Annotated in this window: 26 protein-coding genes; 7 read left to right on the forward strand and 19 right to left on the reverse strand. The window is 55.9% G+C overall.

Annotated features, from left to right (window positions below; genetic code table 11):
* Window positions 1-31: 31 nt before the first annotated feature.
* From ACOI7Z_RS23210 to ACOI7Z_RS23230, 5 genes are all read right to left on the reverse strand, one after another.
* Window positions 32-1,042 (reverse strand): LacI family DNA-binding transcriptional regulator, encoded by a 1,011-nt coding sequence (locus tag ACOI7Z_RS23210; protein ID WP_087849060.1) that lies wholly within the window; start codon window positions 1,040-1,042, stop codon window positions 32-34.
* A gap of 459 nt (window positions 1,043-1,501) precedes the next feature.
* Window positions 1,502-2,767, reverse strand: a complete 1,266-nt coding sequence (locus ACOI7Z_RS23215) for an MFS transporter (RefSeq protein ID WP_023291509.1) — start codon at window positions 2,765-2,767, stop codon at window positions 1,502-1,504.
* Between the two features lie 41 nt (window positions 2,768-2,808).
* Window positions 2,809-4,932 (reverse strand): alpha-galactosidase, encoded by a 2,124-nt coding sequence (locus ACOI7Z_RS23220; RefSeq protein ID WP_087849061.1) that lies wholly within the window; start codon window positions 4,930-4,932, stop codon window positions 2,809-2,811.
* A 114-nt stretch (window positions 4,933-5,046) separates the two neighbouring features.
* Window positions 5,047-6,042 (reverse strand): substrate-binding domain-containing protein, encoded by a 996-nt coding sequence (locus tag ACOI7Z_RS23225; protein ID WP_032454463.1) that lies wholly within the window; start codon window positions 6,040-6,042, stop codon window positions 5,047-5,049.
* A 90-nt stretch (window positions 6,043-6,132) separates the two neighbouring features.
* Window positions 6,133-6,681, reverse strand: a complete 549-nt coding sequence (locus ACOI7Z_RS23230) for a helix-turn-helix domain-containing protein (RefSeq protein ID WP_087849062.1) — start codon at window positions 6,679-6,681, stop codon at window positions 6,133-6,135.
* Window positions 6,682-6,781: 100 nt separating this feature from the next.
* Here ACOI7Z_RS23230 and ACOI7Z_RS23235 point away from each other — a divergent pair, with 100 nt between their 5' ends.
* Both ACOI7Z_RS23235 and ACOI7Z_RS23240 read left to right on the forward strand, forming a co-directional pair.
* On the forward strand, window positions 6,782-7,441 hold the full coding sequence (locus ACOI7Z_RS23235) for an AzlC family ABC transporter permease (RefSeq protein WP_044520898.1): 660 nt from the start codon (window positions 6,782-6,784) through the stop codon (window positions 7,439-7,441).
* The gene (locus tag ACOI7Z_RS23240; protein ID WP_087849063.1) at window positions 7,441-7,764 is read left to right on the forward strand and encodes an AzlD domain-containing protein; all 324 of its coding nucleotides are present in this window, start codon (window positions 7,441-7,443) and stop codon (window positions 7,762-7,764) included. The genes ACOI7Z_RS23235 and ACOI7Z_RS23240 overlap by 1 nt, the downstream gene beginning before the upstream one ends.
* Here ACOI7Z_RS23240 and ACOI7Z_RS23245 read toward each other — a convergent pair.
* The 9 genes from ACOI7Z_RS23245 to fdhD form a co-directional block, all read right to left on the reverse strand.
* The gene (locus tag ACOI7Z_RS23245; protein ID WP_044520894.1) at window positions 7,761-8,354 is read right to left on the reverse strand and encodes an AAA family ATPase; all 594 of its coding nucleotides are present in this window, start codon (window positions 8,352-8,354) and stop codon (window positions 7,761-7,763) included. The two genes, ACOI7Z_RS23240 and ACOI7Z_RS23245, sit on opposite strands and share 4 nt — an antisense overlap.
* Window positions 8,351-8,788, reverse strand: coding sequence for a PTS sugar transporter subunit IIA (locus tag ACOI7Z_RS23250; protein ID WP_004203645.1), 438 nt, complete (start codon window positions 8,786-8,788; stop codon window positions 8,351-8,353). The genes ACOI7Z_RS23245 and ACOI7Z_RS23250 overlap by 4 nt, the downstream gene beginning before the upstream one ends.
* A gap of 9 nt (window positions 8,789-8,797) precedes the next feature.
* Window positions 8,798-9,067 (reverse strand): hypothetical protein, encoded by a 270-nt coding sequence (locus ACOI7Z_RS23255; protein ID WP_065883481.1) that lies wholly within the window; start codon window positions 9,065-9,067, stop codon window positions 8,798-8,800.
* Window positions 9,068-9,126: 59 nt separating this feature from the next.
* Window positions 9,127-9,969, reverse strand: a complete 843-nt coding sequence (locus ACOI7Z_RS23260; RefSeq protein WP_087849064.1) for a class II fructose-bisphosphate aldolase — start codon at window positions 9,967-9,969, stop codon at window positions 9,127-9,129.
* A complete protein-coding gene (locus tag ACOI7Z_RS23265; protein ID WP_023291503.1) occupies window positions 9,956-11,323 on the reverse strand; it encodes a PTS sugar transporter subunit IIC in 1,368 nt (455 codons plus the stop codon). Before ACOI7Z_RS23265 ends, ACOI7Z_RS23260 begins: the two co-directional genes overlap by 14 nt.
* Window positions 11,316-11,630 carry a PTS sugar transporter subunit IIB gene (locus ACOI7Z_RS23270; protein WP_004203640.1) on the reverse strand — a complete coding sequence of 105 codons (315 nt, stop codon included), beginning with the start codon at window positions 11,628-11,630 and terminating at the stop codon, window positions 11,316-11,318. The genes ACOI7Z_RS23265 and ACOI7Z_RS23270 overlap by 8 nt, the downstream gene beginning before the upstream one ends.
* 11 nt (window positions 11,631-11,641) lie before the next feature.
* Entirely contained in the window at window positions 11,642-12,622 is a 981-nt protein-coding gene (locus tag ACOI7Z_RS23275) for a 6-phosphofructokinase (RefSeq protein WP_032454459.1), read from the reverse strand.
* 389 nt (window positions 12,623-13,011) lie between these two features.
* Window positions 13,012-13,224 carry a YdgH/BhsA/McbA-like domain containing protein gene (locus tag ACOI7Z_RS23280; RefSeq protein ID WP_004203637.1) on the reverse strand — a complete coding sequence of 71 codons (213 nt, stop codon included), beginning with the start codon at window positions 13,222-13,224 and terminating at the stop codon, window positions 13,012-13,014.
* A 128-nt stretch (window positions 13,225-13,352) separates the two neighbouring features.
* Window positions 13,353-14,189, reverse strand: a complete 837-nt coding sequence (gene fdhD / locus ACOI7Z_RS23285; RefSeq protein WP_023291500.1) for a formate dehydrogenase accessory sulfurtransferase FdhD — start codon at window positions 14,187-14,189, stop codon at window positions 13,353-13,355.
* A gap of 156 nt (window positions 14,190-14,345) precedes the next feature.
* Here fdhD and fdnG point away from each other — a divergent pair, with 156 nt between their 5' ends.
* The 5 genes from fdnG (at window position 14,346) to ACOI7Z_RS23310 (ending at window position 21,064) form a co-directional block, all read left to right on the forward strand.
* On the forward strand, window positions 14,346-17,396 hold the full coding sequence (gene fdnG, locus ACOI7Z_RS23290; protein WP_085956538.1) for a formate dehydrogenase-N subunit alpha: 3,051 nt from the start codon (window positions 14,346-14,348) through the stop codon (window positions 17,394-17,396).
* A gap of 12 nt (window positions 17,397-17,408) precedes the next feature.
* Window positions 17,409-18,311 carry a formate dehydrogenase subunit beta gene (fdxH, locus tag ACOI7Z_RS23295; protein WP_002882822.1) on the forward strand — a complete coding sequence of 301 codons (903 nt, stop codon included), beginning with the start codon at window positions 17,409-17,411 and terminating at the stop codon, window positions 18,309-18,311.
* Window positions 18,308-18,943 (forward strand): formate dehydrogenase cytochrome b556 subunit, encoded by a 636-nt coding sequence (fdoI, locus tag ACOI7Z_RS23300; protein WP_004203632.1) that lies wholly within the window; start codon window positions 18,308-18,310, stop codon window positions 18,941-18,943. Before fdxH ends, fdoI begins: the two co-directional genes overlap by 4 nt.
* On the forward strand, window positions 18,940-19,869 hold the full coding sequence (gene fdhE, locus ACOI7Z_RS23305) for a formate dehydrogenase accessory protein FdhE (protein WP_004203631.1): 930 nt from the start codon (window positions 18,940-18,942) through the stop codon (window positions 19,867-19,869). Before fdoI ends, fdhE begins: the two co-directional genes overlap by 4 nt.
* Window positions 19,870-20,146: 277 nt before the next feature.
* Window positions 20,147-21,064, forward strand: a complete 918-nt coding sequence (locus ACOI7Z_RS23310) for an alpha/beta hydrolase (protein ID WP_065883488.1) — start codon at window positions 20,147-20,149, stop codon at window positions 21,062-21,064.
* A gap of 10 nt (window positions 21,065-21,074) precedes the next feature.
* Here ACOI7Z_RS23310 and fabY read toward each other — a convergent pair whose 3' ends face one another.
* The 5 genes from fabY to typA all read right to left on the reverse strand — a co-directional run bounded on the left by fabY (window position 21,075) and on the right by typA (window position 25,907).
* Window positions 21,075-22,016, reverse strand: coding sequence for a fatty acid biosynthesis protein FabY (fabY, locus tag ACOI7Z_RS23315; protein WP_004178031.1), 942 nt, complete (start codon window positions 22,014-22,016; stop codon window positions 21,075-21,077).
* 44 nt (window positions 22,017-22,060) lie between these two features.
* Window positions 22,061-22,498: a D-aminoacyl-tRNA deacylase gene (dtd, locus tag ACOI7Z_RS23320; RefSeq protein ID WP_004203627.1), complete on the reverse strand. Its 438-nt coding sequence runs from the start codon at window positions 22,496-22,498 to the stop codon at window positions 22,061-22,063.
* The gene (locus ACOI7Z_RS23325) at window positions 22,495-23,355 is read right to left on the reverse strand and encodes a virulence factor BrkB family protein (protein ID WP_004203625.1); all 861 of its coding nucleotides are present in this window, start codon (window positions 23,353-23,355) and stop codon (window positions 22,495-22,497) included. The genes dtd and ACOI7Z_RS23325 overlap by 4 nt, the downstream gene beginning before the upstream one ends.
* Window positions 23,349-23,948: a glucose-1-phosphatase gene (gene yihX / locus ACOI7Z_RS23330; protein ID WP_017899838.1), complete on the reverse strand. Its 600-nt coding sequence runs from the start codon at window positions 23,946-23,948 to the stop codon at window positions 23,349-23,351. The genes ACOI7Z_RS23325 and yihX overlap by 7 nt, the downstream gene beginning before the upstream one ends.
* 135 nt (window positions 23,949-24,083) lie before the next feature.
* Window positions 24,084-25,907, reverse strand: coding sequence for a ribosome-dependent GTPase TypA (typA, locus tag ACOI7Z_RS23335; RefSeq protein WP_023291496.1), 1,824 nt, complete (start codon window positions 25,905-25,907; stop codon window positions 24,084-24,086).
* Window positions 25,908-26,101: the final 194 nt, after the last annotated feature.

Genomic DNA, 26,101 nt, shown 5'->3' on the forward strand with positions numbered 1-26,101 from the left:
AAATGTCGCGCCATTTCTAAACATAAATCCCTTACAGGGAAGTAATATTAATTTTTACGCTGCTCTCACGAATAATTAACCGAGAGACAATTTCGTGCATTTCTATACTGTCCGGCTGCTGTTGATGTTTCACCATCTGAAACGCGAGGTGAGCAATTTCATTTACCGGCTGTGCAACGCTGGTGATTTTTTTAGTTTGCGCCAGCAGGGTATTGTCAAAGCTGGCAATCGCAATATCTTCAGGAACGGAGATGCCTTTTTCTTTTAGCCCATCGATAATATAGTTTGCCGCAATGTCGTTATACACTAACAGGCATGTACAGGTTCGCGTCGGCTCGCTGAGTTTCTCGATAATGTCATCAAGAATACTAATATGGCCTGATATCTTTTCACCCTCGCCTTTGGCTATCCAGAACGAATTATCTTTAGCAAGCTTTAAACCGTGACTCGCTATTTTTTTGCTGTACGACGAAACCTTACGGCTATCCACCCCTTCCTGGGCCACAAAGCCAAATGAAAGATGGCCTGTATGAATAAAATGTTCCGCAATACTTTCTGCGCCCCGGTCCTGATTAATCGATACGGAATTAAAGAACCGGGATACCTGGGTGACGACGGCGACCGGGATCCGGGTAATGCTTAACCATTCTGAAAGTTCGGCTTCTGCTTCTGTCGGCACCCATAGCAAACTGTCAATGCCCATCCCCACTAAGTTCTGAATAATATGTTTATCCTGCTGCGGCTGATTCTGATGCGTTTTAACGATCACCGATTTGCCGATATACCGGGCCTCTTCTTCCACCGTCGCCAGCAGTTCACAGAAGTGAGGATTCACCAGATTAGGCAAAACCACACCAATCAGCCCTGAACATTTCCCGCTAAGCTGAAACGAACTTTTGCTGGGAACATAGCAAAGATAATCCATCGCCTCCCGCACCGCCTTACGCGTTTCCGCGACTACGCTGGGGTGATTATTCAGGACTCGTGATACGGTCGCCGTCGAGACCCCAGCTCTTTTCGCTACGTCTTTAATCGATGCCATGGTGATTGATCATACCCTCTAACAATGGTGTTCACTATAAATTGTGAACTCTGCCAGGAATGTAATCCAGTTCACATGTTGCTGCGTTACATAGATCCATACTCTGGCCTCGCATTTTTATTTTACTGGTCATCTTTATTAAGATACGTTAATTGAGAAAAATAAAATAATAAAAAGATATCAAGCTTTCCAGACAGGAAATACAGAGGTGTGATGATATCATTACAGCTCATCACGAGTATGAGGGAGTTAACTTTTATTGACCGAAAGGATTATCTCTTTTTTACAAAAAGAAGAATAAGTTATAGCCCTTATATAGGGTAAAGCCTGGTACAATTCTGGCGGTTATTGTTCATTCCTTATATTTTAATGCCTACCGCTGCTTACGCGCTCTTTCATTTTCACTATAAAAATATCCTTATCTTTCAGTCACATCCATGTGATCTTACCTTCCAATGATTAAACCGTCATCGCATTATCGCGCAGCGGCTCAGTTTTCGTCTTACCCGCTAACGTAAACGCCGATATTAAAGTGACGGTGAGGGCAATACCGCCGAGGATCATATAGGTCTCCTGGAAACCGATCCGATCATACATATTGCCGGCGAAGGCGGAGAGGAAGATCGCCGCCACCTGCTTGGCGAACTGGAAGCCCACCAGGTAAATGGTCGCCGACAGGCGGACGTCAAACACGCCGGTAATATATTTAAAGGCGCCCACCAGCAGGAATGGCACCTCCAGCGCATGGAGCATTTTCAGCGCCACCACTTCCGCGGCGGTGGTGGCGAAGGAAGAGCCAATCATTCTTGCCGCCATCACCATCCCGGCAATCAGCAAGGTATTCTTCGCCCCGATGCGGTTAATAATCCACGGCGAGCTGAACATAATGATGGCGTTACAAATTTCTCCCGCGGTGGTGGCGAAACCAAAGGCACGGGTGCCTGCTTCCGGGGTCGCGAAGAACGATTTAAAGAAGGTGGCGAACTGCTGATCGAAAACGTCATACACGCAGGCCACACCGATGACGTACAGAATAAACATCCACATCTTCCGCTGGCGGAACATGCGCACCGCCGTTTTTAAATCGATCGCCGGGCGATTGGCGCCGAGCGAGTCCATTACCTGCGCGGACTGACTGGCCTGCGGTTTAGCGATAGCCACCAGCACCACCAGCAGCAGCGCGGCGGCCGAGCCCATCCAGAACACCCACTCCGGGTTAACGCTGAACAGCATCCCCGCCGTGGTGGCGCACAGCGCCCAGCCCAGGCAACCAAAGGTGCGCGCCTTGCCGTATTCAAACCCGCTGTTGCGGCTTACCCGTTCGATATAGGCCTCCATCGCGCCGGCGCCAGCGGAGAACACAAAGCCAATGTAAGCGCCGCCGCTCAGCGCCCCGAGCCAGATATTGGTTTTCAGCAGCGGAGCGAAAACATAGAGGAAGAAGGGAGCAATCAGCACCAGCAGAACGGTCACGATCCACATCAGGTGTTTTTTCAGCCCCAGCTTGTCAGAGATCACCCCGAGGATCGGCTGGAAACAGATGGCGAACAGCGACAGGCTGGAGAAAACGAGGCCGGTTTCGGTTTTATTCAGGCCGATGACGTCCGACAGCCAGATCGGCAGAAACGGAAAGCAGGTGGCCATGATGAAGAAGTAGAGAAAGAAGAACAGCCCGAAAATCCAGAAGTTGGGGTTGTTTTTGTGGGTACAGACGGTCGGGTTCATTATATTTTCCTCAAGAAGGGCCGCGGCGCGGCCCGGTACCATCACACGCGTTGCAGGCCAATCAGAATGGCGCTTTCCGGGTCGAGGATGGGCAGCGCCAGCCCCGCCTGCTGTAGCCACTCACCGCTTACGGTCTGCGGCGTCGTCATCCATGCCGGCAGCTTCCGCATGGTGTGGCCGCCCTCGCCGGTAATCTGTATGTTCGGATGATCGAGGAGCGTCACCTGATAGCGGGCGCTCGCCTCCAGCCCCGCCAGGCGCAGCGGCGCCATCAGGGTGTAGTCCGGCATCGCCAGCTGGCTGACGAGGAAAATCGCCTGCGCTTTATCCGGGCTGACGACGCCATGGGCAAGGGTGGTGGCATCCGGCATATCCATCCGCCACTGCACGCCGTGATGGATCACGTCGCGCCACTGCTTATGCAGGGCCGCGTATTTCCGGTACCCGGCGCGTTCTTCTTCATCGGCGCTCACCGGATCCAGCTCAAGCCCCATATGACCGAACAGCGCCGTCAGGCCGCGGAAGGCGATACTGTGCTGGCGGAAGGTGGCATGACAGTGGCGATTACCGATGTGCGCGCCCATCACCTCCGGCGGGAAGAAGTAGCTCATGCCGCGCTGGATGGTATTGCGTTCAAGGGCGTCATTGTTGTCAGAAGCCCAGAAGCGATGGCTGCGCTTGAGGACTTCATAATCGATACGACCGCCGCCGGAGGAGCAGGATTCAAATTCAATATGCGGGAAGCGGGCCACCAGCGTATCGAGCAGGCGATAGAACTGGCGGGTTTGCGCATCGGCGGCAGCTTTACCGTTATGCCCGGGCTGTACCAGCTCGCGGTTCATATCCCACTTCACATAATCCACCGCGTGCTCGCCCAGCAGCCAGCTCATCCGCTCCAGCAGATAATCAAAGGCTTCCGGAATATTCAGGTTCAGGACAAACTGATGACGCCCGGGAAGCGGCGTATAGCCCGGCAGCGCCAGCACCCAATCAGGGTGTGCCCGAAACAGATCAGAATCCGGGTTAATCATCTCAGGCTCCACCCAGATGCCGAACTCCATCCCCAGCGACTTCACGTGGTCGATAACCGGCGTCAGGCCGTGGGGATATTTGTCCTCATCGAGATACCAGTCGCCGAGCGCCGCCCAGTCGTCGTTGCGACCTTTAAACCAGCCGTCGTCAATGATAAAACGCTCCACGCCCAGCGCCGCTGCTTCATCCGCCATGCGCATGATGTAGTCCGGATCGTGGTCGAAATAGATCCCCTCCCAGGTGTTGAGATGCACCGGGCGCGGCTTGTTGCCCGGGAAGCGAATAATCCGTTCGCGCAGATAACGATGGAACTGCTGGCTCATGCCGTTCAGCCCGTTCGCCGAGTAGCTGGCATACAGGTACGGCGTCCATAAGGTTTCCCCTTCCGCCAGCGCCATTTCGCCAGGCAGATAGAGCGCCTCGGCCTGCAGATAGCGGCGGCCATCGGTTTTCACTTCCGCCCGCAGGCGGTGATTACCGCTCCAGCCCAGGTGCACGCCCCACACTTCGCCCTGCATCTCGCTAAAGGCGTGGCTGCCGGTGATCAGGGCCGGGAAATGTTCGTGAGAGGTACGCCCGCGGCGGTTCTCCAGCACAAAGCTGTCGTGTTCAAGGAGCAGACGATGGGGCTGGAATTCGCGGATCCAGCGGCCGTGAAAAGCCATTACCTCGCGAGCGCGTTCGGCGACCGGCAGCGTGACCGCCAGGCGATCCACCTGCCATGGGCTGGCGCGCAGATTGGTCACGCCATGGCGCACGCTCAGCACGCCGCTGCTATCAAGCTGGATTTCACTGCACAACCGCAGGCCGGCCTGCGGGTCTTCGCTGACCAGGGTCAGCGTCTGGCCCTCGTGCCGCACTTCGCTGGTGGCGAAAATCGGCGAAGCGTCCAGCCCCTGGCGATGGCCTTCAATGCCCGGAGCGCCAAACAGACCATGGCCCAGCTCCGCCATTAAGGTGACCGGGGAATCGACGTCGAGGCGGCCATTGGCGACCGGCCGCGTCAGGCTGTCGGCATCCTGCGGCGAAAAGTGGCTTAAATGCGGCCCCCAGTAGATAATTTCGGCGAAAGGGTGGGTTTTGATCACCACGTCAGCCGCTGCGCTTTGCAGGCGTATAATCGAATCAGACATTAGACATCTCCACTTCAAGGAATGCCTTACTGTTGATCCGAAACGTTTCGGACACCAACCAAAACGTTTCGGATCCGTGATCGAGTTCAGGAAATTAATCTGTGGAGAGCGGTATCAGGCGGTTTCGCCGGGGATGAATTCGGGCTGCCAGAGCACCTGGAGCGAGGCCAGATCCTCGCCGGCGATTAAGCGGCGGACCATCGTGGCTATCTGGCGGCCCACCCCCTGTCGGGTGGACTGAACCACTGCGCCTACCGGGGTGTCGATGATGCTGTCCTGCGGCAAACCGTCGTAGACCACCAGTGAGACGCGATCGGCGCCGGTAAGACGCCCGAGCTGAGCCAGGGCCATCGCCGCGCCGTCGCCATGGGTGTTGCAGTCGGTGACAATCGCCGTTGGCGGTTCAGGCAAGCGCAGCAGCTCCATCGTTGCCTGAAACCCGCCGCGGCGGGTGGGCGGCACACTGCGCAGCCAGGTTTCCGCCAGGCCCGCTTCGCGCAGGGCTTCCAGGTAACCGTTGCGCCGTTGGGTAATAAACGCCTGATTATTATTTTCACTCAGCAGCGCGATGCGCCGATGCCCCTGGCTAATCAGATGGCGGGTGGCGCGGTAGGTACCCGCCTGGTTATCGAAATCAAACCAGGCGTAGGGCTGCGGCAGGCGGCTACGGCCCAGCGCGAGGAAAGGAAAGCCGGAAGAGAGCAGCTGAATCAGGCGCGGGTCGTCGTCCAGGGTATGCGCGACGATCAGCGCATCGACGCGACGGCTCTGCACCATGCGCATATACCCGTGCTTATCGGCCTGTTCATCATCGGCGATCAGCAGTAAATCAATCTCATAGCGCGCCAGTTCGTGGCTGATTTCTCCCACCATTTCGAGAAAGACGTTGTTATTCAGCGGCGCGGGACGTACCGGGAACACGAGGCCAACGGCGTCGATTTTGCCCATTTTCAGGCGACGCGCGAACGTGTTTGGCCGATATCCGCGACGCTGCGCTTCAGCCTCGACGCGAGCACGGGTCTCCTGCGACACATCATCATAGCCGTTTAACGCGCGGCTGACGGTCGTAACCGAGATCCCAAGTTCTTTAGCAATGGCTTTCAGCGACATAGGTATGCCTGTCTTCGCGGAAGAATGCGGCTAGTGTCCCGCAATACGGCTATGGCGTCCAGCGAGAGCGCGACGCCCGCCGGTGCGATGTCAGTTTTGCTCAGCGATCAGCAGCGCCTGCGTATCCGGCTCCAGGGCCTGAAACACATGCTCCTGATCCGCCGGGTAGCAGATATAGTCGCCCTCGCCGAGCTCTTCCGGCGCCGACGTCAATCCTACCCGCGCGCGCCCCTGAGTGACGATAATATGTTCCACTGACCCTGGCGGATGCGGATGCGAAATGCGGTCGGCGCCGGGCTGGGTGAGCAGCAAATAGATGTCCCTACGCGCGCCGGGCGGACAGGCGGCCAGCAAAATAGCCTGATAGTTCGCCTGCTCCGCCACCACTTTTGTCCCCTCGCCGCGGCGGATCACCTGCGTTTTGTTCAGCTGCGGCTCAAGCAGCCGGGCAAATGGAATATCCAGCGCCACGCAGAGCGACCACAGCGTTTCCAGACTAGGATTACCGTTGCCGGACTCCAGTTGCGATAGCGTGGATTTGGCGATACCCGCCCGACGCGCGACTTCCGCCAGCGAAAGCCCGGTCCGCGCCCGCTCCCGCACCAGACTTTTGGCGATAACGCTGATTGGCTGTGTCATACCCGCCCCTTTGTTTTTTATATCGAACGATTCGTTCGCCTTGAAAAACGATTATTATGTGTTCATTATAATGGAAATTCGTTCGATATGGCTAAGTGATATGAAACAAACTCTCTCCAGTCTCAGCGGAGACACGATAAAAGCGATTGCTTTAGTTTGCCTCGCCGTCGGGGTGGTGGGCATGTCCTATGGGTCGCTGGCGGTGGCTTACGGCTTCCCCTTATGGGTGCCGCTCGTGCTTTCGGTGTCCGTGCTGGCGGGCGCCTCTGAATTTATGTTTATCGGCATTGTCGCCAGCGGCGGTAGCCCACTGGCCGCCGCCGCCGCTGGCCTGTTAGTCAACGCGCGTCATATCCCTTTCGGGGTGACCGTGCGCGAACTGGTGGGTCAGCGCGCCTTAAGCTTTATCGGGTGCCACATTATGAACGACGAGAGCGTGGTCTTTGGCTTGTCGCAGCCCACCCCCGCGCAGCGCAAAGCGGCCTACTGGCTGTGCGGCGCCGGCGTGGCGCTGATCTGGCCTTTGGGTACGCTCACCGGCGCGGCCGTCGGCAAACTGCTGCCGGCGCCGGAGACCATCGGGCTCGATGCGGTCTTCCCGGCAATCCTGCTGGCGCTGGTGATCCCGGCCTTTAAAAACCGTACCACGCTGATCCGCGCCGCCAGCGGCGCCGCGCTGGCGCTTGCCGCCGTGCCGTTTGCGCCTACCGGGCTGCCGGTGCTGCTCTCGCTGTTTGGTTTACTGTCGAGGAAAAAATAATGGGCAATATGACGCTGTTTATCGCCGGTATCGCCATCCTGTCGCTGGGAACCTATCTGATGCGTCTTGGCGGCGCGAAGCTTGGTAATCGGCTGGCCTTTTCCGAGCGCTCGCAGGCGCTGCTTTCCGATGCGGCGACGGTGCTGCTTTTTTCCGTCGCCCTGGCCACCACTTTCTATGACGGCGCGCATTTCGCCGGCATGGCGCGCGTTCTGGGCGTTGCCGTCGCCGTGTTCCTCGCCTGGCGCAAGGTGCCGCTGATCGGTGTAATTATCGCCGCGGCGGTGGTGACGGCGCTGCTGCGGCTGGCGGGTATGCCCTAGGACGGGTATGCGAAATTCGCCAGGCCGGTGCGTTGTCCGCTAATTGTGCCTTCAAGCCAGTGAATAACCGGCGTTATCTCCAGCGGGCGCCGCTGGTCTATCGTCAGAAGGGGCCCTAAAGACATGGGCTGCGCACGCCCGGCCAGTTGGGCCAGCTCCGGCAGATACTCTTCGCCGGGGTGGCCCGGCGACCGCGTCGCCAGCCGCGAGGCATAGCGCGCGACCGCCAGCTCGGGGGAGATATGGTTCCAGATCTCAATCACCTGCTCCACGCCCGCCTGCTGCAGCAATTTTTGCAAGGTCTCCCGGGGCTGGAAGCCGAACCAGGCGTCGATCAACCAGACCATGCTGGCAGGCGATGCGCCGACAATCGACCAGATCACCTCATACGCCGCACAGCCCAGTTGGCGATTCATTGGCCGGTCGACCGGGGCCAGACGCGCCATAAACGGCTCTTTGATGCCGTCGATCGTCAATACCGGCAGGCTGAAGGTCTCCGCCAGCAAACGGGTGATGGTACTCTTCCCCGAAGCCGGAATGCCGTTGATTAAAATAGCCGTTTTGCAGACTGGGGTCAGATGTCTGTTCATAGTAATGCGACAACCTCCTCCCGGCTGCGGGCCATCCGCAGTTTGGCCATCGTGTCATTGTTATCCAGCAGCGCGACGATGGAGCGGATCCCCTCCTCGATATGCGCATTGCTATCCCGGGCGCCAAACATAATGACAATGTCGGCCTTTTCACTGTCTGCAAAGGGAATCGGCTTTTCCAACAGCACCAGGCTAAAGCAGTTGCGTCTGACGCCGCACTCGGGTCGGGCATGGGGGATAGCAATACCTTCATCGAAAACGTAATAGGCGCCATGGTTCAGGGTATTGTCGATCACCGCCTGGCTATATTCGGTCGAAATAAAGCCTTTTGCCTCCAGCGGGCGGGCAGCCAGCTTTATTACCCGCTGCCAGTCGGACTCCACAACGCCAACCTGAATGGCATCGGCCTCAATAAGCAGTTCTTTTATGGTCATTCTGTATTCCTAAATATTGCGGCGAATAATATTGCGTAAATTATCAATCTGCAGAAACAGCGTATCGATATCCTGCCGGTGGGTGGTGCTTTTGGCATATATGGATAGCGCCCGGTTGTAAGTCAGCATCAATGTTTTTTGCACCTCGCTATTGCCAGGCTGGCGCTGTAGTTCGCCTTCCAGCCTGACAATCTCCTCCGCCAACTGACGGGACTGTTGATCATAATCCTGCAGCGGGGTTTGCTCTTTTTTCCACAACGTTTTCAATGATTCAAACATAGCAAGTTCCCTCCCTGGCGGAAGACAGGGCAACGAAATTGAGAGTGACGGAGAAAACGTTATTTAAATAACGCCATTTTTTCCATTAAGACATCAGTGACAGCCTGGTTGGCGGGAATTAAGAATTTCCGTACGCTGTCATTCACTTTCCCTTTCTCAAACATCGTTTTACAGCGGTCAACCCACTGCACGTTCATTTCCGTCCCGACGTTCACTTTATTAATCCCTTCGGTGACGGCCAGCCGCATATCCTCGTCGCTGACGCCGGTACCGCCGTGCAGCACCAGCGGCACGCCGGTCGCCGCGCTAATCTGTTTCAGCCGCTGGTGCTGTATCTGCGCTTTACCGGTGTAGAGGCCATGCACAGTGCCCACCGAGACGGCCAGCATATCGACCTGGGTCTCCTCCACAAAGCGTTTCGCGTCTTCGACGGTGGTAAAACAGATATCTTCCGCCGCCACCGCTTTTCCATCCTCTGACCCACCGATCGCCCCCAGTTCGCCTTCTACCGTAATATTGCGCGGGCGGGCCATCTCCACCACTATTCGCGTATTACCGATATTTTCCTCAAGGCTTAAATGTGAGCCGTCGTACATCACCGACGAAAAGCCCGCGTTCATTGCCGTCTCGATGGCCTTAATATCTGAGCAGTGGTCAAGATGCAGACAGGTTGGAATATTTTCACTGTCCGCTAATGAACGCACGGCGTCGACCAGCAAACGATAGCCGAGGTACTCCGCGGTCCCGGTTGAAATTTGGATCATTAACGGGCTGTGGCTGTTTTGCGCGGCTTTGAAAAATGCCGGTAGCATCTCAATACAGTGCAAGTTAAACGAGCCAATCGCTTTAAAATTTCTCTCTTGGGCGATTTTTAAAATCTCATTGAAATTATACAGACTCATGAACATTTTCCCCTTTCGGCTTAGCGGATTTCCCGTTGACAAACCATGCCAGTGCGGCGACAAACACAATAAATAAGGCGACAAAGAGCCAGTTATTCTGGAAGGCGTGGCCTAATACCAGACCCGAGCTGATGACGTCAGAGTCGCTGAAGGTGACGCCCGTAAAGCCGTAACTCTCCAGCATGGGCACCAGAATGGCCGGCAGAAACGTGATAAACAGACCGTGAATAACCCCGCCGATCATTGCCCCGCGGCGTCCGCCCAGCGCGTTGCCAAATACCCCTGCCGTGCCGCCGGCGAAAAAGTTGGTTAACAGCCCGGGGAGGATCATCGCCAGACCGAACATTGGGAAGATCAGCATGCCGATAATCGAGCCGACGGTCGTCGCCAGAAATCCGACAATCACCGCATTCGGCGCATAAGGAAACAGTACCGGGCAATCGAGAGCCGGCTTCGCATCCGGAACAATACGCATCGCGATACCGCGAAAGGCCGGCACCAGCTCATTGAGCAATAAACGCACGCCGCTATAGAGGACAAAGACCCCGGCGACAAACTGAATGGACTGCATAAAGGCATACATCAGGTAGTTAATCCCGCCGGAGAACTGCGCGATGTACTGGGGGCCCGCCGCGATAGCCGGGATGAGATACATCGGCACCATCACCACCGCCATGGCCAGATAGGTATCCTGCAGAAACTTAAAGTTATCAGGCAGCTCGAGATCTTCCGTGGAGCGGGAGCCTTTGCCGACGACCTTCGCGACGGCGGCCTGCACCAGATAACCGATGGTACAGAAGTGCCCCAGGGCTACGTCGTCAGACCCGGTTATGCGCCTGACCACCGGCTGCGCCAGGGCCGGCATTAACACCGCCATCACGCCGCCGAAGATGCCCCCGGTTAAAATCAGCGGTACGCCGGTGAGCCCGGATTTATAGCCAATCACGGCGCCGATCGTCGCCATCCACAGCAGCGCCTGACCGGTCAGGAAAATATATTTTAGCGGCGTCAGACGGGCGATAATTATATTGACGGCAAAGATCACCAGCAGCGTCAGCGCCACTTCCGAACCTAATTCCCGATTCGCTAACCCGGCGATGGCGGCCACATCGGTAATGTAGCCCTTCATGCCAAACCCCTGGGTGAAGATATCGTTGAGGAAGGTTAGCGTGGCGACAATGATGTTGATCCCGGCCATCATAATTAAGAAGCCGAGCAGCGTTTTAAACGTCCCTTCCGCGGTTTTGCCCGGGGATTTCTTTTGCAGGATCAGGCCAAGCATGGCAATAAAAGCAATAAGAATAGATGCCTGACCAAGTAAATCCTTAACGATAAACGCAACGAAGCTATTCATAATCAGCCACCTTCAGATGACGTTCTTTTAAGAATGCGACGATTTTGGTTTCAATTTCCTCTTTATCCGTAAGTTTATTGAGCACCACGACGCGTTTAATTTCCTCTTCAGTGGCATCGGCGGTTAAGATGTCGGCAAAGGTTTTTTGCGTCAAAATCATATCCGATTTAAAGGCTCCGGCTTCGGATACGGTGGTGTGTTCAATATGAGCGGGAATTTCCAGCTTTTTTAAAACTGCCTTCGCCGTCATTTCAATGGCAAAGCTTGAACCGAGGCCGCAGCCACATACGCATAAAATTTTCAGCATGGAGGGTCTCCTCAAATAATATTGAGTTGCTTGGCAAGTTTATAATGATGTCCTTCAGTATCGACCAGACGTTTTTTCATACTGACTAAATCAATCGGAATAGGTTTATTACTGGAATTAATTATTATGGCTTTATTTTTCATACCTGACTGAATACAGCGAACCACCTCACTGGCCATAATGGTGCCCTGATAAATCTCTTCACAGGTCGGTTCACCGCTGCGTAAGCCATAGCCGACAATCGTTTTACGGATACGGACGCCAATTTGCGGTTCCAGCTGTTTGATCATGGTATCAATCGCTCCCTGAAAGCCGGGAGAGTACTCTTTGGTGTAGCCTTCTGAGCAGAGGATAACGACGCTGTTCTGCATGCTCAGCTTCCGGGTAATCCGTTCCGCAAGCATGGCCAGCGGCATCTGCGCCTCCGGGATCAGGGCAATATCCGCATTGCATTTAATGGCGGACTGTAACGTTAGTTCTCCACAATAACCTCCTAATATCTCAACCATAAAAACCCGCCCCGGCAGCGCTCTTCCGGTATTTCTTAAACGGGAGACTTCTTTAATAATCTGCTCGCAGGCCGTGGAAAAACCAATCGTATAATCACTGCCATACACATCATTATCGATAGTCATTCCCACGCCAAAGCAATTAATATCAAATTCACTTAGGGTATTGAGAAACTGCAGGCTGCCATCCCCCCCGGCCATAATAAGCACATCAATACGCAACGATTTAAGTTTTTTAGCAATCATTTCATATTCGCTGCGCTGCAGTTTGCGACTGGTGCGTCCGGAGGTAATGATCGGCACAGCGGTAATAGAGAAATCAACCAGATCGCGCCACGCGATATCCTGATGATTTTTCTCCAGCAGGCCAGGAATACCGCCATTAAACAGGGTGATCTCGGCATCAGCCTGCCTGGCAATCTGGAATATAAAATTATTCATTCCCGAAACATCCCCGCCGCTAATAACGATGCCAATTTTCATGACGCTTCCTCGCTCATTTGCCTGACGACATTTTTCCCTGACTGCAAGACTTCTATTTGCAATGGAGATCACATAATGCGTATTAAATTAGGTCCGTGAATAGTTGACAGGAGTGATATCACACTTATTTTTGTGATAAACATCTCATTAAAAGAGAGTGATCTTCATCGCTTTCTGGTTTTAATATCTTTATATTTCATAGCGTTAAAACATCGAGATATTCAGCATTGAAGATGTTTCATTTGCGGTAATAATGGGGATTTAAGAAAAGAACGGAAACGTGAGTACTGCCACATTTTTTTCGCGGCGGTGGGAAATAGTGGCTGTTTTTTGCCAAAGCGGAAACAAAAAAAGCGCCCTGAGGCGCTCTTTCGACAGTAGCGTTACGCTTATTTGTTCAGTTCCGCAGTCATATGCACGCGGTTGCCGGTAAACGCTTCGGTAATTTTGTAAGACGAAGCGCCTGCTGCCTGGGCCTGTGCGGCGATTTTCGCTTCCGCGCCGTCCATCGTTGCCGCGGTAGCGGTGACGGTTTCAGCGGCGAAGGAAGCAAAAGAGGCGGCCATAGCGATTACTGCGACAAAAGTTTTGATGCTTTTCATGAGATAAACCCTTTCATTTAGTTGTTTAGATAAGGCGTTGTGCCTTGATGTGTTAAATAGTAGCCCGCACATCACCAAACAAAAAGCGGAAGGATTTGCTGTCATTGTTCAAATTTACTGATCAACTTTTAACCCGCATTCAAACGCTGCGGGTGGGTGTAGATCGTCGCCCTGCCCGGCTTGCAAAAGCCCACCAGCGTCAGGTTGCAGCGCTCGGCGACTTCCACCGCTAAGGTGGTAGCTGCTGATACCGCGAACAGGATCTCGACGCCGCACATCGCGGCTTTCTGCACCATTTCATAGCTGGCGCGGCTGGATACCAGCGCGGCGCCAGGCAGCCAGCCCTCGCCGATTTCCGCCCGCCGGCCGAGCAGTTTATCCAGCGCCACATGCCGGCCGACGTCTTCAAAACCGCCCGCCAGTTCGCCCGTCGACCGGACCCAGGCGGCCGCGTGGGTGCAGCCGGTGAGTCGGCCGATCGGTTGAAAGTCGTTAAGATGCGCCAGAGCCTGGTCGAGGTTGGCGAGATCGAACGTCTGGGTGAACGGCAGCGGCTGGACCGGCTTACCAATATCATTGAGCTGCTCGACGCCGCATACCCCGCAGCCGGTGCGCCCGGCCAGCGCGCGTCGCCGGGCTTTGAGCCCCATAAAACGCCGGCTGGAGAGTTCAATCTGCACCTCAAGGCCGTTGCACATCGACACCACGTCCATGCCGAAAATCTCCCGCCGATGCTCAATAATCCCTTCGGATAAGGAGAAGCCGACGGCGAATTGCTCGAGGTCTTTCGGCGTGGCCATCATCACTACGTGGGAGATACCGTTGTAGACCAGCGCGACGGGGACCTCTTCCGCTAACTCATCTGGCTGAGGGTGTTGCAGATCCTCGCGCTTCCAGAGGGAGACCTGGCGATATCCTGTGATATTCGTCACATTTTCGATTTGTTCGAGAGGCTTCTTGTTCACTTTGCTTTAACCGTATTGGAACAGGCATACACACAATGTGGTATTCTGTTTTTATCCCTTCAGGAATGAGGGAAATATGCCCTAATTCTGAACCTTTGCGGCCTTCACCGCAAAGCAAATAACTACATGTGACAATGTCGAAACAAGGAGCGAACCATGCAGGTCAGCAGAAGGCAGTTCTTTAAGATCTGCGCTGGCGGTATGGCGGGAACCACGGCAGCAGCGCTGGGCTTTGCCCCGGCAACTGCGCTCGCGGAGACACGGCAGTACAAATTGCTGCGCACACGCGAAACCCGTAACACCTGCACATACTGTTCTGTCGGCTGTGGGCTGTTGATGTATAGCCTCGGCGACGGCGCAAAAAACGCCAAAGCATCCATTTTCCATATCGAAGGCGATCCGGATCATCCGGTTAACCGTGGTGCGCTCTGTCCGAAAGGGGCCGGTCTGGTGGACTTTATCCATTCTGAAAGCCGCCTGAAATTCCCGGAATATCGCGCGCCAGGCTCCGATAAATGGCAGCAAATCAGCTGGGACGAAGCGTTCGATCGCATCGCGAAGCTGATGAAAGAGGACCGCGACGCCAACTTTATCGCACAAAACGACGCCGGCACCACCGTCAACCGCTGGTTGACCACCGGGATGCTGTGCGCCTCCGCTTCCAGTAACGAAACCGGCTATTTAACGCAAAAATTCACCCGCGCCCTCGGGATGCTGGCGGTGGATAACCAGGCGCGTGTCTGACACGGACCAACGGTAGCAAGTCTTGCTCCAACATTTGGTCGCGGTGCGATGACCAACCACTGGGTGGATATTAAGAACGCCAACCTGATCGTGGTGATGGGCGGTAACGCCGCTGAAGCGCATCCGGTGGGATTCCGCTGGGCGATGGAAGCCAAAATCCATAACGGTGCCAAACTCATCGTTATCGATCCGCGCTTCACGCGTACAGCGTCGGTGGCTGATTTCTATACCCCGATTCGTTCCGGTACCGACATTACCTTCCTGTCGGGCGTGATCCTGTACCTGCTGAATAACGAAAAATTCAACCGCGAATACACCGAAGCCTACACCAACGCCAGCCTGATCGTGCGTGAGGACTACAGCTTCGACGACGGGCTGTTCAGCGGCTATAACGCAGAAAAACGCCAGTATGACAAAACCAGCTGGAACTATGAGCTGGACGAAAACGGCTTCGCCAAACGCGATACCACGCTGCAACATCCGCGCTGCGTCTGGAACCTGCTGAAGCAGCACGTTTCCCGTTATACCCCGGATGTGGTCGAAAACATCTGCGGTACGCCGAAGGCCGACTTCCTCAAAGTCTGTGAATACATTGCCGAAACCAGCGCGCCGGATAAAACCGCGTCGTTCCTGTACGCTCTCGGCTGGACCCAGCACTCCATCGGCGCGCAGAACATCCGCACCATGGCGATGATCCAGCTGCTGCTCGGCAACATGGGGATGGCAGGCGGCGGCGTCAACGCCCTGCGCGGCCACTCCAATATCCAGGGTCTGACCGACCTCGGCCTGCTCTCTACCAGCCTGCCGGGCTACATGTCGCTGCCTAACGAAAAACAGGCCGACCTGCAGACCTACCTGACGGCTAACACGCCGAAGCCGCTGCTGAAAGACCAGGTCAACTACTGGGGCAACTATCCGAAGTTTTTCGTCTCCATGATGAAAGCCTTCTTCGGCGATAAAGCGACAGCAGAAAACAGCTGGGGCTTTGACTGGCTGCCGAAGTGGGATAAGAGCTACGACGTTCTGCAGTACTTCGAGATGATGAATCAGGGCAAAGTGAATGGCTATATTTGCCAGGGCTTTAACCCGGTCGCCTCGTTCCCGAACAAAAACAAGGTCGTCGCTTCCCTGTCGAAGCTGAAGTTCCTCGTGACCATCGACCCGCTCAATACCGAAACGTCCACCTTCTGGCAAAACCACGGTGAGTCGAACGATGTTGACCCGTCGAAAATCCAGACCGAAGTGTTCCGTCTGCCGTCCACCTGCTTCGCCGAAGAGAACGGGTCTATCGTCAACTCCGGCCGCTGGCTGCAGTGGCACTGGAAAGGTGCGGACGCCCCGGGGATCGCTGTCACCGATGGCGAAATCCTCGCCGGTATCTTCACTCGCCTGCGTAAGATGTATGCGGAAGAGGGTGGCCCGGCGCCAGAGCCAGTGCTCAACATGACGTGGAATTACTCCACACCGCATGAGCCGGCGTCGGAAGAAGTGGCGATGGAAAGCAACGGTAAAGCGCTGGCGGATATTACCGACCCGGCGACCGGCGCGGTGATCGTCAAGAAAGGGCAGCAGCTGAGCTCCTTCGCACAGCTACGCGACGACGGCACGACCTCCAGCGGCTGCTGGATCTTCGCCGGCAGCTGGACGCCGGAAGGCAACCAGATGGCGCGCCGCGATAACGCCGATCCGTCCGGTCTGGGCAATACGCTGGGCTGGGCCTGGGCATGGCCGCTCAACCGCCGCATCCTGTATAACCGCGCCTCCGCGGACCCACAGGGTAAACCGTGGGATCCTAAACGTCAGTTGCTGAAGTGGGACGGCGCGAAATGGGGCGGCGTGGATATTCCGGACTACAGCGCCGCCGCGCCTGGCAGCGACGTCGGTCCGTTTATCATGCAGCCGGAAGGGATGGGCCGTCTGTTCGCTATCGATAAGATGGCGGAAGGACCGTTCCCGGAACACTACGAGCCGTTTGAAACGCCGCTCGGGACTAACCCGCTGCACCCGAACGTGGTCTCTAACCCAGCCGCTCGCGTCTTCAAAGGCGATCTCGAGCAGATGGGCAAAGCGGAGAAATTCCCGTACGTCGGCACCACTTACCGCCTGACCGAACACTTCCACTACTGGACCAAGCACGCGCTGCTTAACGCCATCGCGCAGCCGGAGCAGTTTGTGGAGATCGGTGAAAAACTGGCGAATAAGCTTGGCATCAGCCATGGCGATACCGTCAAGGTCTCCTCCAACCGCGGCTACATCAAGGCCAAGGCGGTGGTGACCAAACGTATTCGCACGCTGAAAGTGGACGGTAAGGATATCGATACCATCGGCATTCCTATTCACTGGGGCTATGAGGGCGTGGCGAAAAAAGGCTTTATTGCCAATACCCTGACGCCGTTCGTCGGTGATGCGAACACGCAGACGCCGGAGTTCAAAGCTTTCCTCGTGAACGTGGAAAAGGTGTAACGGAGACGACTTATGGCTTATCAATCGCAAGATATTATTCGTCGTTCCGCGACTAACGGTTTCACCCCCGCGCCTCAGGCGCGGGACCACCAGCAGGAGGTGGCGAAGCTTATCGACGTCACCACCTGTATCGGCTGCAAAGCCTGTCAGGTGGCCTGCTCCGAATGGAACGATATTCGTGATGAAGTCGGTCACAACGTCGGGGTGTATGACAACCCGGCGGACCTGACCGCCAAGTCATGGACGGTAATGCGCTTCTCGGAAGTGGAGCAAAACGACAAGCTGGAATGGCTCATCCGCAAAGATGGCTGCATGCACTGCGCCGATCCGGGCTGCCTGAAGGCCTGCCCGTCAGAAGGCGCGATCATTCAGTACGCCAACGGCATCGTCGATTTCCAGTCCGAGCAGTGCATCGGCTGCGGTTACTGTATCGCCGGCTGTCCTTTCGATGTGCCACGTCTGAACCCGGAAGACAACCGCGTCTACAAATGTACCCTGTGCGTAGACCGCGTCACCGTCGGCCAGGAACCGGCCTGCGTGAAAACCTGCCCAACCGGCGCCATCCACTTTGGCTCCAAAGAGGATATGAAAACGCTGGCCGGCGAGCGCGTGGCTGAGCTGAAAACCCGCGGTTACGACAATGCGGGCCTGTACGATCCGGCCGGCGTCGGCGGCACCCACGTCATGTACGTGCTGCACCATGCCGACAAGCCGAATCTGTACCACGGCCTGCCGGAAAACCCGGAGATCAGCCAGACCGTCAAGTTCTGGAAAGGCATCTGGAAACCGCTGGCGGCCGTCGGCTTCGCCGCGACCTTCGCAGCCAGTATCTTCCACTACGTCGGCGTCGGTCCGAACCGCGCGGAAGAGGAAGAGGACAACCTGCATGAAGAGAAAGACGAGGTGCGCAAATGAAACGACGTGACACCATCGTGCGCTACACGGCGCCGGAACGCATCAACCACTGGGTCACCGCCTTCTGCTTCATCCTGGCGGCGGTAAGCGGGTTAGGCTTTTTCTTCCCGTCCTTTAACTGGCTGATGCATATCCTCGGCACGCCGCAGCTGGCGCGAATTCTCCACCCATTCGTCGGGGTGGTGATGTTCGCGTCGTTCATCATCATGTTTTTCCGTTACTGGCACCACAACCTAATCAATCGGGATGATATCTTTTGGGCGAAGAATATTCGTAAGATCGTCGTCAACGAGGAGGTAGGCGATACCGGGCGCTATAACTTCGGCCAGAAATGCGTATTCTGGGCGGCGATTATCTTCCTGGTACTGCTGCTGGTGAGCGGTGTGATCATCTGGCGTCCGTATTTTGCGCCGGCTTTCTCAATCCCGGTGATCCGATTTGCGCTGATGCTGCATTCATTTGCCGCAGTGGCGTTAATTGTGGTTATCATGGTGCATATCTACGCCGCCCTCTGGGTGAAAGGCACCATTACCGCGATGGTGGAAGGCTGGGTCACCAGTACGTGGGCGAAGAAACATCACCCGCGCTGGTACCGAGAGGTCCGCCAGAAACAGGAAAAGTCATCTGAATGAGTATTCGCATAATCCCGCAAGACGAGCTGGGTTCGAGCGAGAAACGCACGGCGGAAGCCATTCCGCCGCTACTGTTCCCCAGACTGAAAAATTTGTATAACCGCCGCGCTGAACGCCTGCGCGAGCTGGCCGCCAACAACCCGCTGGGCGATTATCTGCGCTTTGCCGCGCTGATCGCCCATGCCCAGGAAGTGGTGCTGTACGACCATCCGCTGCAGATGGATCTCACCGCCCGCATTAAAGCGGCCAGCGAACAGGGCAAGCCGCCGCTGGATATCCACGTCCTGCCGCGCGACAAACACTGGCATAAGCTGCTGCACTCGCTGATTGCCGAGCTGAAGCCGGAGATGAGCGGCCCGGCGCTGGCGGTGATTGAGAATCTGGAAAAAGCCTCTGAGCAGGAGCTGGAGCAGATGGCCAGCGCGCTGTTTGCTTCCGACTTCGCCTCGGTCAGCAGCGATAAAGCGCCGTTCATCTGGGCCGCGCTGTCGCTCTACTGGGCGCAGATGGCCAGTCTGATCCCCGGGAAAGCGCGCGCCGAATACGGCGAACAGCGCCAGTTCTGCCCGGTGTGCGGCTCGATGCCGGTCTCCAGCATCGTGCAGATCGGTACCACCCAGGGGCTGCGCTATCTGCACTGCAATCTGTGCGAAACCGAGTGGCACGTGGTACGCGTCAAATGTAGCAATTGCGAACAGAGCCGCGATCTGCACTACTGGTCACTGGACAACGAGCAGGCTGCGGTGAAAGCTGAAAGCTGTGGCGACTGCGGAACCTACCTGAAAATTATGTATCAGGAGAAGGATCCGAAAGTCGAAGCCGTCGCCGACGATTTGGCATCCCTGGTGCTCGACGCCCGCATGGAGCAGGAAGGCTTCGCCAGAAGCTCAATAAACCCGTTCATGTTCCCCGGCGAAGGGGAGTAAGTTCTCATCAAACCGGGAAGCACTTGCGACCCGGTCTTTCAATGCGTTTCTATAAAGATCATCTTGCTACGCCATTGGCTTACAGTAATCGAATCAGGCTCGTACAGCTACCAGTCACACATTACAAGTGCCAAACCGCAGTATCCAGCACCTCGGCCGGCGTACACGCATTTTTGCGAGCCGCTTTCCAGAACGTAAAGGCGATCTCATCAAGTCTGTCTTTTCGCCATAATCCAGGCTATAACACTGGATATTAAAACAGTATAAGGAACTTCACATGGCGCTGGAAAAAGGGATTGCTTCGCTGGTTGAGGCGTTTATTGCGGCAGAGCGTCCGTCATCACGCGATCAATATATTGATGATCGGAGAGCCGGCTATATCGCCAGCGCGGTGCTCGCCGGGGAGATGGAAACCAGAGTGCGGGTGGAGGATATCACGCTGGAGGGGATGAACTTCCGCATCGTTTCACCGCCCACCGCCAGCGGCTTGTTGCCGACACTTATCTACTACCACGGCGGCTGTTTTGTCAGCGGCGGCTTTGCCACCCACGACAATCAGCTCCGTCAGCTAGCCTGGTTCAGCGGCTGCCGGGTGATCGCCGTGCAGTACCGCCTGGCGCCGGAGCATACCTTTCCGGCAGCGCACGATGACGCAGAACAAGGTGTCATGATTATCCACCGACACGCGGAGCAGCTTGGCGTTGACGCATCACGCATCACCCTGGCTGGCGACAGCGCCGGCGGGCACCTCGCGCTGGTAACGGCCCTGCGCCTGAAAGCGAATACGGCGTGGCAACCCGCGCAACTGATTCTGATTTATCCCATGCTTGACCCCACCGCCAGCATGGCGAGCTACGTCAGCAACGGCGCTGACTATGTGATTACCCGGGACACGCTGCTGAGCGGCTATGAAATGTACCTCGCCTCGACGCCGGCGAACCATCCGGATGCCAGTCCGCTCTGGCGCGACGATTTTCACGGTCTGCCGCCGGTGCATATTCTGACGGCGGAGTTCGATCCTTTACGCGACGAGGGCGAAGCGCTGCATCGAAGGCTGATGGCGCAAGGGGTGGAGAGTTCCTGTCAGCGCTATCTGGGGGTGATCCACGGCTTCTTTCAGCTGGGGGGGATCAGCCGCGCCGCGCGAGAGGCCATGCGGGATATCGCCTGGCGCGTAGCATCGCCAGGACGATAACCGCCCGGGGCTACTCTTCCTCGTTGCCGCCCTCTTCGTAAGAGCCAAAGGGCTTCGCCGGCAGCACGATGTAGATCCCCTCGAATACGGCGCCCTGTTTATCGTCGCCAAAAAGCTCCACCTGCATTTGCACGCGGGCTTTACGCCCACGCGCCAGACGGTCAAGATCGCCGCTCAGCGAACCGAGGTCGGCAATGGCGCTGGGGCGGCCGCTAATGGGCTGACTGTAGCGGATGTGCGCATCCGCCAGAATGATGGTGCCCCCCAGGTGCCGCTCGCGCAGCATCAGCCAGATAAGCCCCCATCCGGTTAAGGTGGCGAGAGAGAACAAGCTGCCGGCAAACAGCGTGTGGTGCGGATTCTGATTCCCCGCTTCCGGCATGGTAGTAATAAATTTCTGCCCGGTGTACTGCTGAATGCGCACGCCCATCTTTTCACTCAGCGGGATATGCTGATACCACGCCTGCTGTAGCTGCGCGCACCAGTCGCCGCGGTGGAGAATATCGTCCAGCGACGCGACCGGTTTAATCATCAGGAAATGACGGATCGGCGTGGTGGTCGGGGTAGTAATCTCCCCCTGATTGACAAAGCCGAGCTTGGCGAAAAACTCTACCGCATCTTCGCGAGCGCTACAGGTGACCCGCTTAACCCCTTCCTGACGCGCGACGGACTCGAGGGTCATCGCCATCAGCGTACCCAGCCCTTTATCCTGCACCGAGGGATGAACGGCCATAAAGCGAATGGAAGCTTCATTCTCCGCATTGATATATAGCCGGCCGACGGCCACCAGGTTGCCCTCTTCATCCACCACCATCTGATGATGCGCCATCGCATCCCAGGCGTCACGTTCCGAACCCTTAGGCTGATGCAGCGGCTTACGCAGCATTTCCCAACGGAACTGATAGTAGCTCTCTAACTCTTCTGCTGTTTGCGGTACACGAAGGTGATACATAGTCGTACTCTCTTTTGTTACCCGCAGCCTGCCCGGAAGCTGGGTCATACCTGCAACCAAAAGGTCACGGGACCATCATTGACCAAAGAAACCTGCATATCCGCAGCGAATCTTCCGGTCTGGGTGTTCATTTCCTGCTGGCGACAGCGGGCGACAAAATACTCATACAGCGCCTCAGCGCGGTCCGGAGCAGCACCTTTCGAGAAGCTCGGCCGCATCCCCCGCTCGGTATCGGCCGCCAGCGTAAATTGCGAAACCACCAGCACGCTGCCGCCCGCCTGCTGAACATTCAGGTTCATTTTCCCCTCCGCATCGCTGAAGATGCGGTAGCCCAGCACGCGCTCGCAGAGGCGATTCGCTTTTTGTTCATCATCGTCTTTTTCGACCCCCAGCAGCACCAGAAGCCCCGGGCCAATTTCGCCCGTCACTTCGTCCGCCACGGTAACGCTTGCACGGGATACGCGTTGAATTAATGCAATCATGGTTGTTCTGTTTCTTCTGTTTTCAGTTTGCGGTATTCACCGAGAGTGACAGTAATTTCAGCGCCAAGCAAGACGATACACCAGGTCCAGTACACCCAGACGAACAAAATCGGCACCACCGAAATCACGCCATAAATGAGCTGATAGGACGGAAAGGTGGTGATATAGAGGGCAAACGCTTTTTTACCTGCCTCGAACAGCAGCGCCGCCACCAGCGCCCCGATCACCGCGTCGCGGTTCCGCACCTGGGTGGTGGGTACAATACTGTAGAGCAGCCAGAATGCTGCCCAGGAGAGGATCAGCGGGAAAAGGCGGAGCAGATTATCAATTACGCCGTCCAGGTCGCTTGCCCAGCGCAGCGACAGCAGATAGGAACTGATCGCCAGGCTGGCGCCCGCCAGCAGCGGACCAAGGGTCAGGATCATCCAGTAGACGGCAAAGGAGTAAACTTTGGGCCGGCTGCGCGTGCTGCGCCAGATGGTGTTTAGCGCGCTGTCGATCGAGTACATCAGCAGCAGCGAGGTCACGATCAGGCCAAAGGCGCCTACGGCGGTCATGCGGCTGGAATTGGCGACGAACTGCTCGATATATCCCTGGATCACATCCCCGGTCGCCGGAATAAAATTGGCGAAGATAAAATGGCGGATCTGCACGCTGACTTCGGAGAACATGGGGAAGGCCGCAAACAGCGCGAACACGACGGCAATCAGCGGCACCAGGGACAGTAATGACACATAGGCGAGGTTACCCGCCAGGGTGGTCATATGGTCTTCATCAATACGCCGCCACAGCAGCTTAAGCCACGCCAGCAGCGGCCGGGTATGGTGGAGTAATTTTTGATGAACGGTTCTTAGCATAGCTGTTTCGCGAAATAGTCAGGGATGGTCTTCTTCCCGGTCACCAGAATACTGGTGATCCCCAACCGGTTAGCCCCTGCTATATTATCGACGTTATCATCAAAAAAGACCGTATCTGCGGCGGAAAAACCCTCTTCTTCCAGTACTCGCTGATAAATTTGCGCTTCAGGCTTACGCATTCCCATCTCCTGAGACAGATAGATGCGATCGGCGGCAGCGCGCACTTCCGGGTATTCATCCGGCCAGAACGTGGTGTGAAGACGATTGGTATTGGAGAGCACCACCACGCGATGGCCCTGGGCACGCAGTTTTTGCATGATCGCAATCACTTCCGGACGCAGCGCGACAAACACCGCCTGCCAGCCGTGAGCAAACTGCTCATAGCTGAGGGACATATTCATTTCATGGCACATGGCGGCGGCAAAATCTTCATCGCTGAGCTCGCCGCGCTCATGCTGATGGAAAGCCTCTCCCATGGTGAAATGCTGCTTCAGCGTCGCCAGCGGGATGCGGGTTAAATCGCTCCAGGCCCCTAATACCCGGTTGAAGTCAATGTCGACAATCACATTACCTAAATCAAAGATATAGAGCATTTTCGTCTCCTTCCGCGCCGTGGAAAATTAACTTTAGCGGGAAAGGCAGGATTTGACTATTGGCGTGTGATGCAGGAATCAAAAAAAGAAACCCCGCCGGAGAGGCGGGGTTTTACGAACAACAAGAAGAATAAATTACTCTTCTTTTGCACCGCGCATCGCGCGTTTACGGTCGTTCTCGGTCAGGTGACGTTTACGGATACGGATAGAGGTCGGAGTGACTTCTACCAGTTCGTCGTCATCGATGAACTCCAGAGCCTGCTCCAGGGTCATCTTAACCGGCGGAACCAGAACCGTGGCTTCGTCAGTACCGGACGCACGCATGTTGGTCAGTTTCTTACCGGTCAGGCAGTTTACCGTCAGGTCGTTAGAACGGCTGTGAATACCGATGATCTGGCCTTCGTAAACTTCCGCACCGTGACCGAGGAACAGCTTACCGCGATCCTGCAGACCGAACAGGGCGAACGCTACCGCTTTACCCTGACCGTTGGAGATCAGCACGCCGTTGTTACGCTGGCCCACTTCGCCCGGACGAACGTCGTCGTAGTGGCTGAAGGTGGAGTACAGCAGACCGGTACCGGAGGTCATGGTCATGAACTCTGAACGGAAGCCGATCAGACCGCGGCTTGGGATCACGTAGTCGAGACGTACGCGGCCTTTTCCGTCCGGATTCATGTTTTTCAGGTCGCCTTTACGCTCGCCCAGCGCCTGCATAACAGAACCCTGGTGCTGCTCTTCGACGTCCAGCGTCACGTTCTCGAACGGCTCTTGTTTACGGCCGTCGATTTCACGGAAGATAACTTTCGGACGGGAAACCGCCATCTCGAAACCTTCACGACGCATGTTTTCAATCAGAACGGACAGGTGCAGTTCACCACGGCCGGAAACGCGGAACGCATCAGCGTCTTCGGTTTCTTCAACGCGCAGCGCCACGTTGTGCACCAGCTCTTTGTTCAGGCGGTCCAGAATCTGGCGAGAGGTAACGAACTTACCTTCTTTACCGCAGAACGGAGAGGTGTTGACGTTGAAGAACATGGAAACGGTCGGTTCATCGACGGACAGGGCCGGCAGCGCTTCGACATTCTGCGGGTCGCAGATGGTGTCGGAGATGTTCAGCTCGCCCAGACCGGTGATCGCGATGATGTCGCCAGCTTCAGCTACGTCGCTCTCGATACGCTCAAGACCCAGGTGGGTCAGTACTTTACCGACTTTACCGTTACGGGTTTTGCCTTCGCTATCGATGATAGTGACCTGCTGGTTCGGCTTCACTTTACCGCGTTTGATGCGGCCGATGCCGATGACGCCAACGTAGTTGTTGTAGTCCAGCTGGGAGATCTGCATCTGCAGCGGACCGTCAAGGTCAACGTCCGGCGCCGGCACGCGATCGACAATCGCCTGGTACAGCGGGGTCATGTCTTCAGCCATGTCTTCGTGGTCCAGACCCGCGATACCGTTCAGCGCGGACGCGTAAACGATCGGGAAGTCCAGCTGTTCGTCGGTCGCGTCGAGGTTAACGAACAGGTCGAACACCTGATCGACAACCCAGTCCGGACGCGCGCCCGGGCGGTCAACTTTGTTGATGACCACGATCGGCTTCAGACCGTGGGCAAAAGCTTTTTTGGTCACGAAGCGCGTTTGCGGCATCGGGCCATCAAAGGCATCTACCACCAGCAGCACAGAGTCAACCATGGACATAACACGCTCAACTTCACCTCCGAAGTCGGCGTGCCCTGGGGTATCAACGATGTTGATACGGTAATCATTCCATTTGATTGCGGTGTTTTTCGCGAGGATGGTAATCCCACGCTCTTTCTCCAAATCGTTGGAGTCCATCACACGTTCTTGTGCTTCAGTACGTGCGTCGAACGTACCGGATTGCTGTAGCAGCTTGTCAACCAGGGTAGTTTTACCATGGTCAACGTGCGCGATGATGGCGATATTACGCAGATTTTCGATCACAACTTTGCCTCAGGCATTAGAAATAGCGCGTTATTGTACACGTATTAAGCGAAGGACTGAACAGGATCACAAACATCCTCCGCAAACAAGTATTGCAGAGTTTCTTTGTGACCGCTTTCACGGAGCGATAAAAGGGCACCGTAACAAAAATTGCACCAAAATGGTGCTCAATGTTCACACTGAGGCACTATTTT

Source organism: Klebsiella sp. C283 (genome assembly GCF_048822555.1).
Classification (GTDB): Bacteria; Pseudomonadota; Gammaproteobacteria; order Enterobacterales; family Enterobacteriaceae; genus Klebsiella; species Klebsiella quasipneumoniae.

Excerpts from the sequence above, each read along its gene's own strand:
- ACOI7Z_RS23235 (WP_044520898.1), top strand. The coding sequence starts at position 6,782 with ATGAAACAAACTCTCTCCAGTCTCAGCGGAGACACGATAAAAGCGATT.
- dtd (WP_004203627.1), bottom strand. The coding sequence starts at position 22,498 with ATGATTGCATTAATTCAACGCGTATCCCGTGCAAGCGTTACCGTGGCG.
- ACOI7Z_RS23220 (WP_087849061.1), bottom strand. The coding sequence starts at position 4,932 with ATGTCTGATTCGATTATACGCCTGCAAAGCGCAGCGGCTGACGTGGTG.
- ACOI7Z_RS23255 (WP_065883481.1), bottom strand. The coding sequence starts at position 9,067 with ATGTTTGAATCATTGAAAACGTTGTGGAAAAAAGAGCAAACCCCGCTG.
- fdoI (WP_004203632.1), top strand. The coding sequence starts at position 18,308 with ATGAAACGACGTGACACCATCGTGCGCTACACGGCGCCGGAACGCATC.
- ACOI7Z_RS23275 (WP_032454459.1), bottom strand. The coding sequence starts at position 12,622 with ATGAAAATTGGCATCGTTATTAGCGGCGGGGATGTTTCGGGAATGAAT.
- ACOI7Z_RS23225 (WP_032454463.1), bottom strand. The coding sequence starts at position 6,042 with ATGTCGCTGAAAGCCATTGCTAAAGAACTTGGGATCTCGGTTACGACC.
- ACOI7Z_RS23240 (WP_087849063.1), top strand. The coding sequence starts at position 7,441 with ATGGGCAATATGACGCTGTTTATCGCCGGTATCGCCATCCTGTCGCTG.
- ACOI7Z_RS23310 (WP_065883488.1), top strand. The coding sequence starts at position 20,147 with ATGGCGCTGGAAAAAGGGATTGCTTCGCTGGTTGAGGCGTTTATTGCG.
- ACOI7Z_RS23280 (WP_004203637.1), bottom strand. The coding sequence starts at position 13,224 with ATGAAAAGCATCAAAACTTTTGTCGCAGTAATCGCTATGGCCGCCTCT.
- fabY (WP_004178031.1), bottom strand. The coding sequence starts at position 22,016 with ATGTATCACCTTCGTGTACCGCAAACAGCAGAAGAGTTAGAGAGCTAC.
- ACOI7Z_RS23215 (WP_023291509.1), bottom strand. The coding sequence starts at position 2,767 with ATGAACCCGACCGTCTGTACCCACAAAAACAACCCCAACTTCTGGATT.
- ACOI7Z_RS23230 (WP_087849062.1), bottom strand. The coding sequence starts at position 6,681 with ATGACACAGCCAATCAGCGTTATCGCCAAAAGTCTGGTGCGGGAGCGG.
- fdxH (WP_002882822.1), top strand. The coding sequence starts at position 17,409 with ATGGCTTATCAATCGCAAGATATTATTCGTCGTTCCGCGACTAACGGT.
- ACOI7Z_RS23245 (WP_044520894.1), bottom strand. The coding sequence starts at position 8,354 with ATGAACAGACATCTGACCCCAGTCTGCAAAACGGCTATTTTAATCAAC.
- ACOI7Z_RS23270 (WP_004203640.1), bottom strand. The coding sequence starts at position 11,630 with ATGCTGAAAATTTTATGCGTATGTGGCTGCGGCCTCGGTTCAAGCTTT.
- ACOI7Z_RS23265 (WP_023291503.1), bottom strand. The coding sequence starts at position 11,323 with ATGAATAGCTTCGTTGCGTTTATCGTTAAGGATTTACTTGGTCAGGCA.
- ACOI7Z_RS23260 (WP_087849064.1), bottom strand. The coding sequence starts at position 9,969 with ATGAGTCTGTATAATTTCAATGAGATTTTAAAAATCGCCCAAGAGAGA.
- ACOI7Z_RS23325 (WP_004203625.1), bottom strand. The coding sequence starts at position 23,355 with ATGCTAAGAACCGTTCATCAAAAATTACTCCACCATACCCGGCCGCTG.
- ACOI7Z_RS23210 (WP_087849060.1), bottom strand. The coding sequence starts at position 1,042 with ATGGCATCGATTAAAGACGTAGCGAAAAGAGCTGGGGTCTCGACGGCG.
- fdhE (WP_004203631.1), top strand. The coding sequence starts at position 18,940 with ATGAGTATTCGCATAATCCCGCAAGACGAGCTGGGTTCGAGCGAGAAA.
- yihX (WP_017899838.1), bottom strand. The coding sequence starts at position 23,948 with ATGCTCTATATCTTTGATTTAGGTAATGTGATTGTCGACATTGACTTC.
- ACOI7Z_RS23250 (WP_004203645.1), bottom strand. The coding sequence starts at position 8,788 with ATGACCATAAAAGAACTGCTTATTGAGGCCGATGCCATTCAGGTTGGC.